This window comes from Synechococcus sp. WC101 (assembly GCF_047461555.1).
GTDB lineage: Bacteria > Cyanobacteriota > Cyanobacteriia > Thermostichales > Thermostichaceae > Thermostichus.
On the sequence record NZ_JANSHG010000063.1, the window covers coordinates 1 to 12,651 of the forward strand.

The 12,651-nt window shown below is 61.4% G+C and carries 13 protein-coding genes, 1 tRNA gene and 1 pseudogene; 6 read left to right on the forward strand and 9 right to left on the reverse strand.

Annotated elements, in window-relative coordinates; genetic code table 11:
• Positions 1 to 171: 171 nt before the first annotated feature.
• Entirely contained in the window at positions 172 to 306 is a 135-nt protein-coding gene (locus tag NW809_RS05985; protein WP_240527876.1) for a BolA/IbaG family iron-sulfur metabolism protein, read from the reverse strand.
• Here NW809_RS05985 and NW809_RS05990 point away from each other — a divergent pair.
• On the forward strand, positions 244 to 456 hold the full coding sequence (locus tag NW809_RS05990; RefSeq protein ID WP_240527422.1) for a hypothetical protein: 213 nt from the start codon (positions 244 to 246) through the stop codon (positions 454 to 456). The two genes, NW809_RS05985 and NW809_RS05990, sit on opposite strands and share 63 nt — an antisense overlap.
• 58 nt (positions 457 to 514) lie before the next feature.
• Here the strand turns inward: NW809_RS05990 and NW809_RS05995 are convergent.
• From NW809_RS05995 to NW809_RS06015, 5 genes and pseudogenes are all read right to left on the reverse strand, one after another.
• Positions 515 to 588 (reverse strand) — tRNA-Met (locus NW809_RS05995).
• A gap of 48 nt (positions 589 to 636) precedes the next feature.
• A pseudogene (locus tag NW809_RS06000) lies at positions 637 to 762 on the reverse strand (hypothetical protein); the annotation flags it as partial.
• A gap of 15 nt (positions 763 to 777) precedes the next feature.
• Positions 778 to 1,971, reverse strand: coding sequence for an RNA-guided endonuclease InsQ/TnpB family protein (locus NW809_RS06005; protein ID WP_414401729.1), 1,194 nt, complete (start codon positions 1,969 to 1,971; stop codon positions 778 to 780).
• Between the two features lie 70 nt (positions 1,972 to 2,041).
• Positions 2,042 to 2,905, reverse strand: coding sequence for an XdhC family protein (locus NW809_RS06010; RefSeq protein ID WP_414401730.1), 864 nt, complete (start codon positions 2,903 to 2,905; stop codon positions 2,042 to 2,044).
• A gap of 391 nt (positions 2,906 to 3,296) precedes the next feature.
• Entirely contained in the window at positions 3,297 to 4,448 is a 1,152-nt protein-coding gene (locus tag NW809_RS06015) for a serine hydrolase domain-containing protein (protein WP_414401731.1), read from the reverse strand.
• Positions 4,449 to 4,585: 137 nt separating this feature from the next.
• Here NW809_RS06015 and NW809_RS06020 point away from each other — a divergent pair, with 137 nt between their 5' ends.
• Both NW809_RS06020 and NW809_RS06025 read left to right on the forward strand, forming a co-directional pair.
• Positions 4,586 to 5,545: a LysR family transcriptional regulator gene (locus tag NW809_RS06020; RefSeq protein ID WP_414401732.1), complete on the forward strand. Its 960-nt coding sequence runs from the start codon at positions 4,586 to 4,588 to the stop codon at positions 5,543 to 5,545.
• 108 nt (positions 5,546 to 5,653) lie between these two features.
• Positions 5,654 to 6,685, forward strand: a complete 1,032-nt coding sequence (locus NW809_RS06025) for an anthranilate phosphoribosyltransferase family protein (protein WP_414401733.1) — start codon at positions 5,654 to 5,656, stop codon at positions 6,683 to 6,685.
• A 102-nt stretch (positions 6,686 to 6,787) separates the two neighbouring features.
• On the opposite strand, the gene NW809_RS06030 is transcribed toward NW809_RS06025, so the two are convergent.
• Both NW809_RS06030 and NW809_RS06035 read right to left on the reverse strand, forming a co-directional pair.
• Entirely contained in the window at positions 6,788 to 8,071 is a 1,284-nt protein-coding gene (locus tag NW809_RS06030) for a DUF4912 domain-containing protein (RefSeq protein ID WP_414401734.1), read from the reverse strand.
• Positions 8,072 to 8,274: 203 nt separating this feature from the next.
• Complete coding sequence (locus NW809_RS06035) at positions 8,275 to 8,514, reverse strand: hypothetical protein (RefSeq protein ID WP_414401735.1); 240 nt, start codon at positions 8,512 to 8,514, stop codon at positions 8,275 to 8,277.
• A gap of 34 nt (positions 8,515 to 8,548) precedes the next feature.
• Here NW809_RS06035 and NW809_RS06040 point away from each other — a divergent pair, with 34 nt between their 5' ends.
• The 3 genes from NW809_RS06040 to NW809_RS06050 all read left to right on the forward strand — a co-directional run bounded on the left by NW809_RS06040 (position 8,549) and on the right by NW809_RS06050 (position 11,741).
• Positions 8,549 to 9,322 (forward strand): hypothetical protein, encoded by a 774-nt coding sequence (locus tag NW809_RS06040; RefSeq protein ID WP_414401736.1) that lies wholly within the window; start codon positions 8,549 to 8,551, stop codon positions 9,320 to 9,322.
• Positions 9,323 to 9,434: 112 nt separating this feature from the next.
• Positions 9,435 to 10,553: a glycosyltransferase family 9 protein gene (locus NW809_RS06045; RefSeq protein WP_414401737.1), complete on the forward strand. Its 1,119-nt coding sequence runs from the start codon at positions 9,435 to 9,437 to the stop codon at positions 10,551 to 10,553.
• Between the two features lie 249 nt (positions 10,554 to 10,802).
• Positions 10,803 to 11,741 (forward strand): DMT family transporter, encoded by a 939-nt coding sequence (locus tag NW809_RS06050; protein WP_240530484.1) that lies wholly within the window; start codon positions 10,803 to 10,805, stop codon positions 11,739 to 11,741.
• A gap of 20 nt (positions 11,742 to 11,761) precedes the next feature.
• Here the strand turns inward: NW809_RS06050 and NW809_RS06055 are convergent.
• A partial coding sequence (locus NW809_RS06055) for an iron-containing alcohol dehydrogenase family protein (RefSeq protein WP_414401738.1) occupies positions 11,762 to 12,651 on the reverse strand: 890 nt, incomplete at its 5' end.

Consider the following 12,651-nt stretch of genomic DNA (forward strand, 5'->3'; position numbering starts at 1 on the left):
GTCCAGCTCGGAAGGGATCTGGGGGATAGAGAACTGGAAGTCCTTCCTAAGCAAGCATGCCTGCGTTGGCCTCGATCACGTTCTGCAGCACATTCAGTCTTTCCGCGGCAAGGCCGATCTTGAGGATGATTTTTCTCTGCTCCGTATTAGCTTTGGCTAGTGCAAGCCCGCTCAAGCTGAGCCGGGGGCTGCTCTCCGAAGCTGCTCCCACTGGCTAGGGGTAAAGGTACGGAGGGCTAGGGCGTGGAGACGGCCATCCTGAAGGTAGGGCTTCAAGGCCTCGTTCACCAGCCGGTGCTGTTTGATGAGGGGGAGGCCTTGGAATTGCTCAGCTACGACGACAGCCTGAAAATGGTTGCCATCGCCAACTGTATCTTCTACCTGCACCTTGGCTCCGGGCAGGGCAGCCTGTATCAACGCCTCGATTTCCCGCGGATCCATGCACCGTCTTCCTAGCTTCGGCTCAAGACAACTTAGAGAAGCTCTCCCAATGCCTGCAGATGTTGAGTTCCTATAGCGGGGACTGGATTTGAACCAGTGACCTTCGGGTTATGAGCCCGACGAGCTACCAGGCTGCTCTACCCCGCGCCGTTTTTCCAGTCTAGCCTGTCCTCCGGCTAACCGGCAAGCCTACGCCTAAGTTTCGCCCTTTTGTGTGGGTATTGTCTTCGAGGATCCCCGTCGCACCTGGATGAGCTGGGCGGTGATGCTGATGGCAATCTCGGCGGGGGTTTCGGCGTGGATCTCCAGGCCAATGGGGGCAAAGAGCCGAGTAAACTACCCGGCCCTGACTGCTTCGCAGTACAGGGCGGGCTTTCGGTAGCCCTGCAGTTGGCAAGCCAACCACGGGCCTCTAGGCTGGTTTACGACAGCCCCAAGCTTGGCAATCATGTTGGCCCCATTCCAGTCCGCATCCCCTTCCCATCCACAGTGCCCACACTTGAACTGCTTCCCACTGCGATAGGATTGCGCAGGGTCGGGATGGATGTGCAAACACCGGTGGCAGGTCTGCGACGTGTAGGCAGGCCGAACAAGAATCAGAGCAACCCCCGCACGCAGAGCCTTGTACTCCAAAAATTGACGGAGTTGATAAAACGCCCAACTGTTGGCCCTGCGCCGTTCGGCTTTGCTGCGTGGCTGTTGATTGACCCTTTCCCGAATCCCTGTCAAGTCTTCCAGAGCAAGAGCGCTGTTTGTGGCTTTTGCCCTAGAGACAATAGCTTTGGAGATGCGATGATTGACCCACGTTTGAAAGCGTCTTTCCTTGCCAGACAGCCGTTGCAACAGTTCTCTGCATCTGCGCCGCGAACTGCGTGTGCCCTTACTGGCTTTACGTTGGAGTGCCGCCCTCAGCTTGGAGTAGTGGTCGCGGACTCGGTTCAACTGCTGTCCATTCCAATTGTCCCCCTCTGACGTATGGGCGATATCCGTCCTGCCCAAGTCCACCCCGATCACCCTGTCGGTATCTTGTTGCTTGGGCGGGTTTTTCTCTACGCAAATCTGGATGTAGTAGGAGCCGTCTCTGCGCTTGACCAGAGTGGCCGATTTGGGATTGGAGCCCGCCAACTGTTCTCTCTGGTAACGGCCAATGGCTAGCTCAAAGCGTTCTCTCCCTTCAACCGTGGTCAGCGACACCGTCCAGTCTTTCTCGCGGAACGAAAAGATACGAGCGTCATAGGTCGCGAAGCCCCCCTTGAACGCTTTGACGGGGCGGTTTTTCTGTCGGGCAACCTTGCGGGCACCGGCCAGCCGTCTGCAGACCTGCTGAGCCAAGTTACTGGACAAGCCGAACCGGGCACGGATTTCGCGGTAGCACAGAGATTGAAGTTTAACGGCGTTGGTGACTTTCTCGGGCGTGTTTTGGTTGACCCAGTTCAACGCCTGCACAAAGGCATCCAAGGTCGCGTCCAACTTTGCGGCCTGCGACTGGGACACCTTGAGCTTACAGGAGACGGTCAGGACTTGGGTCATGGTTCTATCGTAACTTCCGCATTCCTCCCGACACTGACCCTACGGGTACAGTGCGGGGCTCCTGCGATTTCTAGCTGAAGGCGGTCTCCGGGATCCCTTCCTGGGCCAGGGTTCGCAGTACGGTTTGTACCCGCTTGCGGCTGCCGATCATCCCCAGGTAGTGGGGGGTCAGGCCGGGGTGGTAGATGGCCCGCAGGATTTGGCAATCGAGGCTGTAGCTGCGGGTCACAAGAGCGATGTAGAGCTGCGGGATCCTGTGCAGATGGGGGATAAGTTGGGCAAAGGGTTCTGAGCACAGCCGCTCGGCAACGGGAAAGCGCTGAGGGGTTACCCAGTCCAGGCGATCGTCCTGAACCCAAATGCGAAAGCCGGCCAAATGGGCGATCTGGGCCAGGGACAGGCCGCAGTGGCCCGCTCCGACGATCAGCAGGGTGGGGGAAGGGAGGAGGGGCTCGACCCAGGATCCCGCGAGGAGCTGTGGGCGGGATGGCAGGGGGGCAAAGTGCTCCACATTGCTGTCGCCAAGCCTGAGGTAGGGGAACCCCTGAGGATGGAGGGGAGTGATCAGCCAAGCCCTTGGCCCTTGGGTCAGAGCCTGGAGGATCTGGGCCGCCAATGTTTGGGCAAGGGATCCCTGCCATCGCTGTAGCCAAATGTGCATCCGTCCCCCGCAAACGCCCAAGGGAGGGCTGTTGAGGTCAAGGGAAACTTGCATCCCAGCCGGCGAGGACTCCCCATCGCCATCGCCAACGGGAACAGCGGTCTGCAAAAGGGTTTGCGCTCGGGCAATGACTTCCGCTTCGGCAGCCCTACCGCCAACAGTGCCCAACAGGGTGCCATCGGATCCCACAGCCAGTTTCGCCCCCGCCTGGCGAGGCACAGATCCCTGGGTGCGGACCACCGTGGCCACCACCAGCGGCCCGCGGGAGAGCATGACTCTAGTCAATAATAAGCTCAACTATACTGAAAATAATGTATAATATGTTCAGTACGGATTACTACCAGTTGATCTTTCTGTTTACTTTCGAGTCTGCCAACATGGTAGCCAAAGCAAAGCAGAAAATTGGTAGTAAGACGACACGGAAACTGCGCTTTGGGTATTCTACTCAAAGCTTTGCGGGATACCGCCATTCTGTTTGGACTCCGTCCCGCTAACGCGAATGGAAACAAGCAGAATGCTATCGCTGCATAGTTGAACAGTGATGTTCAGCAGTGTTCAGCGTAAATGTATCAGCATGTCTGCCAACTGTCGGTAAAAGGTCTCGTCCACCTCAGCCTCGGTTATGCCTACGGCACCCTAGCGGGAACGGTCAGGAACTCAATGATCAAGAAAGCCCCTCTAGGATGGCCTGATGGAAGGCAACCCGGAAAGCCTGGAATCCGTTCTCCTGCCGACCGTGGTAGACGGCGTTGGTGAGCAGCGCCACCACCAGCTCCCGCTCTGGATCGATCCACAGGGAGGTTCCGGTGAAGCCGGTGTGGCCGAAGGCGCTGGGGCTGAACGGGTAGCTGCTGGCCAAGGGATCCGGGGAGCGCAAGGCAAACCCCAAACCCCGGCGCTCGTGACAGCGGTGGGCATCCCCTTGCTGAGGCAACTGCTCGCGGGTCATTTCCCTCACCGTCTGCGGCTGCAACAGGGATCTCGTCAAAAAACTCTCTCCGAAAGCGGCTACTTCCTCTGCCGTGGCAAACAGTCCGGCATGGCCGGCGATCCCGCCCAGGCGGGCGGCATTTTCGTCGTGAACCTGCCCCTGCAGGCGGCGCTTTCGCCAAGGACACAGCTCGGTGGGGGCACAAGAGACAGAGACAGGGGGTGGGTCGAAAGGATCCCCCGGATAAAACTGAGTTTGGCTCAGGCCCAGAGGCCGCAAGATCCGGGCGTACAAGATCTGATCCAGACGGGTTCCGCTCAGACGTTCCAAAGCCAGCCCCAGCAGGATCAATCCAAGATCGCTGTAGACTGTGCGGGATCCCGGCCTGTAGGCCAAAAAGGTGTGCAAAGCCATGTGCCGGGCAGACTCGGCATCGGGCTGTCGAAACAGGGGCCGCCAGGCGGGCAAACCGGCGGTGTGGGCCAGCAACTGTCGCACCGTCACCTGTTCTGTTGCGACAAGCTGGCCTAAGGATTCCGGTTCCACAGCAATCCATTTCCCCGGCTGCAGAGGATCTTCATAGGGGGCAATGGGGCGGGATCCCTGAAACTCCGGCAACAGGAGACTCACCGGTTGATCCAACAGCAACGCTCCGGCTTCCACCAGGGCCATGCAGGCGGTGGCGGTGTACAGCTTGGTCAGCGAGGCCAGGTCAAAACGGGTGGCCGAGGTTGTCGGTTGGCGCCGGGTCTCAGGGTCGAGATAACCTGCCGCCCTTGAGTAGATACACCTTCCCTTGTGGCGGATGGCCACTTGGGCAGCGGGGAAAAGGTGGGGAATGGCAGAGTTGAGCAGCCCCTCCAGCAAGGTCGGATCCCAGCCCATCTGCCTCCTCTCCTCCCGGCTTGAGGATCCCCAGTCCAACAAACAACTTGTAACGGTGTTTACAAAAGCCTACCGCTTCCCCAGCTAGGATGCCACCACGGCAGGCTACATCATCACATCAAATCAAGGGATCCCGAGTGCGGCTGGAGTTGTTGCAAGCCTTTTTGAACGTGGTGGAAACGGGCAGCTTTTTGGCCGCTGCTCGCCTCAGCGGTCTGACCCAATCGGCTATTAGCCGCCAGATCCAGGCCCTGGAAGAAGCAGTGGGCGCTCCGCTGTTGCATCGCAAAAGCCCGGTGGCTCTAACCGTAGCTGGGGAACGGCTTTTGCCCCATGCCCGTCGCATCTGTCAGGAATGGCAGCGGGCTCAGGAAAGCATTCGAGAATGGCTGCAGGGCCAGCAAACCGAGCTCTGCATTGCTGGGATCCATTCTCTGATCGCCCATCAACTGCCGCCGGTGCTGCAACAGTTTTGCCGGGAGTACCCAGAGGTGCAGTTGCGGGTTACCGCTCTGGGCAGCGACCGCGCCTTGAAGGTGCTCAGGGATGGGCTGGTGGACGTGGCCCTGGTGATGGAGAACCCCCTGATGACGCGGGGGGCAGAGCTGGTGGTGGAGCCACTGTACTCGGAGCCAATTCAAGTATTGATGCCCGCCACCCATCCCCTCAGCCGCTACGAGCGGATCCCCTGGAAGGTGCTGGCGGAGTATCCCCAGGCTGTGTTCAAAGATGGCTATGGCATGCGCTCCTTGGTGGGATCCCATCTGGCCCGACAGGGGCTTCCCCTGAAAGCAGCCCTGGAACTGAACACCTTGGATGCCTTTCGGGGGGTGGTGCGACAGGGGCAGTTGATTGCCCTCCTGCCGGAGTCGGCCCTGGTGGACTGCTGCGCCGATCCGGATTTGCAGGTGCGACCCACCGAGCCCCCCCTATTGAGGCGACAGGTGGTTATGGTTACCACCAGCGATCGCTATCGGATCCCTCCCATTCGCCGGTTTTTGCAGTTGGCCGCCCAGCTTATCAGGCAGTCTGAGGTTGAGCCTGCTTCCGGCGCAGATCCCCATTGGCCCTCTGCTGGGCTGTTGTCGGTTTTGTAGAGACCTTTTGTAGAAATTTCTGGTCAAATACCCATATCGGTAGTTTCAAGTGTTCCGCCCTTATCTCCCCCTATCCTGAGTAGCCCAGCGCTCCCGACCGCCGATGCTATGAGCCAAGAGTTTCGCGAGCTGTTGAAAAAAATCGGCAGCGGCACCCACACCCACCAGGATCTCAGCCGGGCAGAGGCCGCCAGCGCTGCTCGAATGCTCCTGCGGGGGGAGGCCACTCCCGCCCAGATCGGGGCTTTTTTAATTGCCCACCGCATCAAGCGCCCCACTGCCGAGGAGCTGGCCGGTATGTTGGATGCCTATGCAGAGTACGGCCCTCTTCTGCCCCGGCAGGATCTGCCTCATCCCTTGATCATCTTTGGCCATCCCTACGATGGCCGCTCGCGGACGGCACCGCTGGGGGTGCTGGTGGCTTTGCTGCTGGCAGCGGCAGGGTCAGCCGTTTTGCTGCATGGCTCTGGCTTCTGTCCCACCAAGTATGGGCTGCCTTTGGAAACGGTGTGGCGGAGCTTGGGGGTGGATTGGCGAGGGCTATCCCTGGAGCGGGTGGGGCAACTGCTGGAACAAACCGGGCTGGGATTTTTGTATTTGCCCACCTGTTTTCCCCAGGCTCAGGCTCTGATGGACTACCGGGATCAAATCGGCAAGCGCCCCCCCTTGGCCACCTTGGAGCTGGTCTGGACACCCTACCAAGGCCCCTTTCACCTGGTGGCCGGCTATGTGCATCCTCCCACCGAGGCCACGATGCTGGAGCTGTTTGCCCTGCGGGAGATTCGGCAATTCACCACCGTCAAAGGTTTGGAAGGCAGTTGCGACCTGCCACGGGAGCGAGCGGCCATTCTCAACCAGGGCGGGAAACGGCTGCTCTTGAAGGCCAGAGATTGCCACTTGGCAGGCCCGGAGATCCCCTTCTCCGGAGAGAAAGAGCTGCTCCGGCAGATGCAGCAGGTGCTCAGCGGGGATCCCTGTGAACTCACCCCAGCCGTTCTCTGGAATGGGGGCAGCTATCTGTGGCTCCTCGGCCACGCCCCATCCTTGCCAGAAGGGATCCAACAGGCGGAAGACCTGCTTCGCTCTGGACGGGTGATGGAGAAGCTGAAACAACTGATCCAGGTGATTGACCTCTCCTAGGGCTGGGATCCCCTGTTTTGATGGCTGGAGTCAAGCTCTCCAGCCCAGGAAAGAAAGCCCCCCGGCCAGCTCCAGGGGGCAAGAAGGGAAAGGTTGGATCCTTCAGGGCAACAACTCTTCGATGGCCTCCTCCTTGGTGTTGGTGCGGCGGGAGAGGGTGCGGCGGTCGAAGGTCATGTGGATCTCCCGGTTTTGCTCGCCGTCGGCAGCCACAGCAAAGATGGGGAAGTCGATGTTGCCATCCGGGAAAGCCATGTGGAAGCGGAAGGTGCCATCGGGGTTGAGCTGGATCTTGCGCCCGCCGATGGTGACGGTGGCATCGGGCTCCGTGGCCCCATAGACAATCAGCTCGGCATCGGCCACCAGCCAGAACTTGCGGGAGCGCCGCGGCAGGACTTCGGAAGCGCCGGAGAACAGCCCTAGTCCCGACCCGGAAGCCATCCAGGGAGCAGCAGGCACTTCGGCCATGGCCATAGCCATTCCCATCATGCCCACGCCCGACGGGATAATAAACGAGCTGATGGCCTGCTCGGGCACCAGTTGACGGCTGCCCATCTGGTGGCTGCCAAACAGGGATCCCGCCACCCGCATCGCCTCGAAGCCGCCCACCATCTCCAGGAAGGGATCCGCCGTCCTCTGCTGCTGCGGCTCGTCGCCTTTGTAGGCCACCACGCCCATGCCGGTGGCGCTGCGCTTGTAGGGCTCGGTGAGCTGGTAGAGGGTGCGGCCCTGGAGGGGCATGTCAAAGGGCACCGTCAGGAAGTGCTCTTCAAACCAGTCGGAGGGGAAGACCGGCGGCACCATCACCGCCGCCGAGCGGGCCAACATCAGCCAGCGGCCATCTGCGGTCCGGTAGCCGATCTCCACCAAATAGGAGCGGTCGCTCACCGGGATCGGCAAGTACCACTCGCGGGCCAGCTCGTCACAGGGGTACTCCTGCATGCTGTGGGCCGGCTGGCGTTCGAAATCGATATCGGTTACGTCGTAGAGGCGCAGCGCCAACTGCTGCCCTCCCTCGCGGCGCTTGCTTTCTTTGGCCTCGTTGGGCACATCCCAATAGGCGTAGGCCCACTGGGGATCCCGCGGCAGCAAAACGATGCGGCTTTCGCCATAGCCATCCGGCAAATCCCCCAGCGGCTTGTCCACATCGACCAGATCGGGATTGCTACGCCCTGGGCCGACAAACTTGGTGCCAGTCACCGCTTCTTGGCCGCTCGGCTCCGGCATTGTATCGGCGGGGCGGCCAGCTTTGGCCTGGGCCTCCCGGACAGCCTGGATGAGCTGATCCTTGGTCATGCGGCTGTACTTGGGGATCTGGTAGCGGGCAGCTTCTTCTCGCAACTGCCGGATGGTCATCTCTTCCAACGGGATCCGCTCTTGTGGCATGGTCGGGGTCTCCTGTCCTCAACAGATCGGGCTTGTGCGCACACTCCACTGGCTAACCCAAAGGCCGATCCCAGCTTGTGGCTAAGGGCAACCCCTGGCCCACTGGGGTAACAGCCTGCTTGGCGTTTTCCAACCGCTGATGACCATAGGTCGGGATCAACGGGGATCAAAGGAATGATGAACTTATGTTCACGTATTTTTGCCTATTGGTCAAGAGCTTGGGGATCGCTGGGGATCAAAGCCTCGTTTTCCCCGCCATCTCGAGTCAGGGATCCCCACAATGGGCTTGCGGCCCGCCCTTGCCGGCGGATGGGCGGCCAAGCATCAGCCGCTGCTCTCCAGTCCAAAAGAGGACTGCGCGGGATCCCCTGCCGCACCGGCCTTGCCTGGGTAGCATGGGGGAAGGGTGAGCCGCAGGTTATCAGGCCAAGAGGTGTGGGCATGAGGTGGTGGAAAGATAGGACTCACGGTGCAGGGATGCGAGCGATCTGGGCAGCGCTGGGGATCCTGGTCTGGCCGGGGGAAGCTGTTGAAGCGCAAACCCTGTTTCCTCCCCTCTACCGCCTCCAGGGGGGATCCCCTGCCCCAGCGGTTGAGAAACAACCCCTCCCGGAAGAAACGCCTTGGCGTCCGGTCACTCCCGACCAGGTAGAAAACGTAGAGTCGGCGTTTCCTGTCGAGGACGCAGGGTCGGAAGGGCCGATTTTCGATCTGGACTTGTTGCGGCAGTTGGGCACCAGCCCCGGCGGCGGCTCTGGCTCTGGACAGGGAGACGTGATCGGGCCCGGCAGCGGCCAGAGCGGGGTGCGCGGCTCCAGCCCTGGCTCAGGGATGGGCCCAGGGGGTGGAACTGGCCTAGAGGCGGGATCCCGGCGGCGAGAGCCCCAGGTAACTGGGTTAATTGTCGATGCGCGGGGCCTGGACTTTTTGCCCAGCCAGTCGATGCGCCTTTTGGATCCCGACGGCAACCCAGTTTACCCGCCTATCAACCTTGGCCAGGATCTCAACGCCGCCTTTGTGGGCAGCGAGGGCACAGCCGCCTACGCCACCTCGGAAGAGCAGGCCCGCTTGTTAGTCAACCGCATTGGGGAGCGGCCCCACCGCATCCGCGCCCTGCGCACCCTGGGCTATGACCTGGTGATCTCCGCCGAAGACGCCTTCAACCTGCGCCAGATGAACGCCAGCAGCGGCTTTCTGGATCGCTTTGCCGTGGTGGTCATCTGGGATGGCAGCCAAGCCAGCCGGCCTTAAAGTCTGGCCCAGGGATCCCGGCGCTGGACGCGAAGGGGATCTGGGGATGCTAGCCTAGCAAACGTGCTCCGCACCGCCGACGCAAACGGCTTTTTTTGGGGATCCCAACCCTATGCAACGGTTTGCCAACCAGCCTCTGCGGGAACGGCCCCACCTAGCGGTATTTTCTTCCAGCAAGGTGGGCAACTTCGTGGTCACCGTCCCCCTCTTGCGCGGCCTCAAGGAGAAATACCCCGGCTGTGTCCTGGATTTTTTCGGCAGCGAGACCACCCGCGACTTTGAGCTCCACTGTCCCTATATCGACTTCAGCTTCCCCCTCTACAGCCGCCGCCCCGATTACCTCGAGGCCCTGACGGCGGCAGTGCGGGATCGGGTGGCCCAGGCCGGGCCCTACGATCTGGCCATCAACTGCGACGAGTTCAGCGAGCTCAACCTGGTGGCGGTGACGGCCCTGCGACCCCGGTACATTGCCGGGGCCGGCTTGACCCTGGATTTTCGCCGCAAGTTGGATCCCGGCTCCGACCCGGTGCAGCGCATGCTCCAGGACGACGACTGGAACAGCCTGGCGTTTTTGCAGCGCTACAAAGATATCCTCACCAGCAACTACATTGCCGAGATCTTCTGCCGCCTGGCCTATGTAGAGACGGATTTCTTCCGCCTAGAGCTCCCCAGCCGGGATCCCGATTTTCCGGTGCCGGAGGTTCTCGTACACATCACCACTACCCGCCGCGCCAAGATGTGGCCGCTTGAATACTGGCGCCAGGTGATCGAATGGTGCCAGGGCCAGGGCTTGCGGGTGGGGCTAGTAGGTAGCGCCCCCGAGCTACAGCGATCCCTCTACCACGGCGACGGCGAAGACCAACTCCTGATCCAGACGGGGATGATCGACCTGCGGGGCAAGACCGGCCTCCTCGAGTTGGCCGGGGCCCTGAAGCGGGCGCGGGTTTGTATTTCCGTGGATGCGGGGCCAATGCACATCGCGGCAGCTGTAGGCTGTCCCACCATTGCTCTATTCGGCAACGATGCCGACGGTGATGGAGCTAGCCCCGTACGACTGTGGGCACCTCGCTTGCCCCATGTTTACGTTACCCAGACTTCCTATAAATGCCGGATCTGCGCAGAAAACAAGTTCAAAAACGAAGCCTGCCTGGTGGAAGGCCACCCCTGCATGGCCCACCTCAAGCCAGAGACAGTGATTGCCTACCTCCGACAGATCCTGAAGAAGACCTAGACCTTCCAGCCCGTCTCTCCCCTCACCCCCAGCCCCTCTCCCTCTGGGAGAGGGGAGCTGTGGAGCGAGGGAACAACTTGTTCATGGCTATTTGAGATGGCCATAGCTCCCAGGGATCCCCGCCCCGCCGATCAGATGGGCCAGTGGACGGCAGGGAGTGCCCAGAAGCGCAGCCGGATCCCTAGGAGCCTGGTTAAGCTGAGAGCCCGAGGCTGAAAACTCTGTGCCTAAACCATTTGGGTGTGAGCTGTGACTTTGGGGACGGGGTATCGCCACCAGGTGGATCACCTTGCCGAGCGGAGAAACAAGAGGGCTTGGCAAGGGGTTGCCCTGAAGCTGCTGGCCACCTTCTGCTTTGCCTGCCTGGGGGCGATCATCCGCCTCAACACGCCTGCCCTGCACCCTTTTGAGATTGTGTTTTTGCGCAACCTATTCGGGTTTCTTGCCCTGGTACCGCTGCTTTTGCGAGCAGGGATCCACTCGCTGCGCACCGCCAAGATGAGCTTCTACCTCCTGCGCTCGGCAATCAGCACGGTGGGGATGCTGCTTTCCTTCTGGGCGGCCAGCCTCTTGCCTTTGGCAGAGGCCACGGCGCTGAGCTTTGTCCAGCTTTTGTTTGCCGGCATGATGGCGGTCTGGGTATTGGGCGAACAGATGCGCCCCTCCCGCTGGCTGGGGTTGGGCCTGGGGTTTGTCGGGGCTTTGGTGGTGTTGAGGCCGGGCTTGCGGGAGTTCTCTTTGGGAACGGGGCTGGCCTTGGCGGCGGCAGCGCTCTTTGCCTGGGTAACCATTGTGCTCAAGATCCTCGCCCGCACCGAGTCCAGCCTCACGATCACGGCCTACATGGGCCTGTTGCAGACCCCCCTTTCCTTCTTGGCTGCTGTTTGGGTTTGGACCTGGCCTTCGCCGGAGCAGTGGCTGTGGATGGCAGCGATGGGGCTGTTGGGCAGCCTGGGCCAGGTGGCCCTCACCCAAGCCTACAAGCTGGCTGAGGTGACGATGCTGCTTCCTCTGGATTTTTCCCGCTTGCTCTGGGCCAGTCTAATCGGTTTCTGGGCATTTGCCGAGCTCCCAGATGGGTGGACCTGGCTGGGCGGAGCCCTGATCTTGGCAGGCGCCACCTCCGGGGCCTACGGCGAGGCGCGGCGGCGGGTGAGGAAAACTCAGGCCCGTACCGGCAAAGTTTAAGGTGGCAGAGGCTGGCGGGCCTAAAGCCGCAGCAAGGCGGGGCTGGAGCTGGTCAGGTCGGTGGTGGTAAGAGCCACCAGCAGGGCTTCCGGGCTGACGGGGAAGGGCAGGTGGTGGATATCGGAGCCTGGCTGGCAGGCCACCTGGGCTGCTTGCAGCAGCTCGGCGGATCCCAGGTGGTCGAGGTGGAGATCCCGCAAGTTGAGGGGCAGCCCCACCTGGCGGTAGAACGCCAGCAACTGGGTGCGGGCGGCCAGCGCCAACTGGCTTCCCTGCAGGATCTCCTCTAGGCGGAGCTGGGCCAAAATGCCAAAGGCCACTTTCTCCCCGTGCAGGGTGGCCCGGTGTCCCGGCAAATGGGTTAGGCCGTTGTGAACGGCGTGGGCGGCCACGGTGCGACACTTGGCCCCTCCCATGCCGCCGACGATCCCCGCCAGGCAAATGCAGGCATCCACCACCTGCTTCCAAGCCGTGCCACCCGGCTCCCGCAGGGCCGCCACCGATTGTTGCAAGAGTAAATCCCGCAAAACGCGGGCCTGCTGCACAGCTCCGATCACCAGGGCATCTTCCGAGGCGCCGCTGCTGACAGAAGACTCGTACCACTTGGCCAAGGCATCTCCAATCCCGGCCACCAGGGTGCGCGCCGGGGCCTGCAGGATGAGCTCATAGTCCAGAATCAAAGCGGCAGGTGCCCGATCCAAAGCCACATCCCGCTGAAAGGCACCTGTGTCAGAGTAGATGTTGGACAGGGCGCTCCAGGCGGCACAGGTGGCGGCGGAGGTGGGCACCGTTGCCACCGGGATCCCCAAGCGATGGGCCACCAACTTGGCCGTGTCTAGGGCCTTGCCGCCCCCCACCCCTACAATGCCGGTTACGGACTCTGCCGTGGCCAGGGCCTGTAGGCGAGCCA

Coding starts and splice junctions, on each gene's coding strand:
- NW809_RS06005 (WP_414401729.1), bottom strand. CDS start 1,971: ATGACCCAAGTCCTGACCGTCTCCTGTAAGCTCAAGGTGTCCCAGTCG.
- NW809_RS06010 (WP_414401730.1), bottom strand. CDS start 2,905: ATGCTCTCCCGCGGGCCGCTGGTGGTGGCCACGGTGGTCCGCACCCAG.
- NW809_RS06015 (WP_414401731.1), bottom strand. CDS start 4,448: ATGGGCTGGGATCCGACCTTGCTGGAGGGGCTGCTCAACTCTGCCATT.
- NW809_RS06025 (WP_414401733.1), top strand. CDS start 5,654: ATGAGCCAAGAGTTTCGCGAGCTGTTGAAAAAAATCGGCAGCGGCACC.
- NW809_RS06030 (WP_414401734.1), bottom strand. CDS start 8,071: ATGCCACAAGAGCGGATCCCGTTGGAAGAGATGACCATCCGGCAGTTG.
- NW809_RS06035 (WP_414401735.1), bottom strand. CDS start 8,514: ATGCCCACACCTCTTGGCCTGATAACCTGCGGCTCACCCTTCCCCCAT.
- NW809_RS06040 (WP_414401736.1), top strand. CDS start 8,549: ATGCGAGCGATCTGGGCAGCGCTGGGGATCCTGGTCTGGCCGGGGGAA.
- NW809_RS06045 (WP_414401737.1), top strand. CDS start 9,435: ATGCAACGGTTTGCCAACCAGCCTCTGCGGGAACGGCCCCACCTAGCG.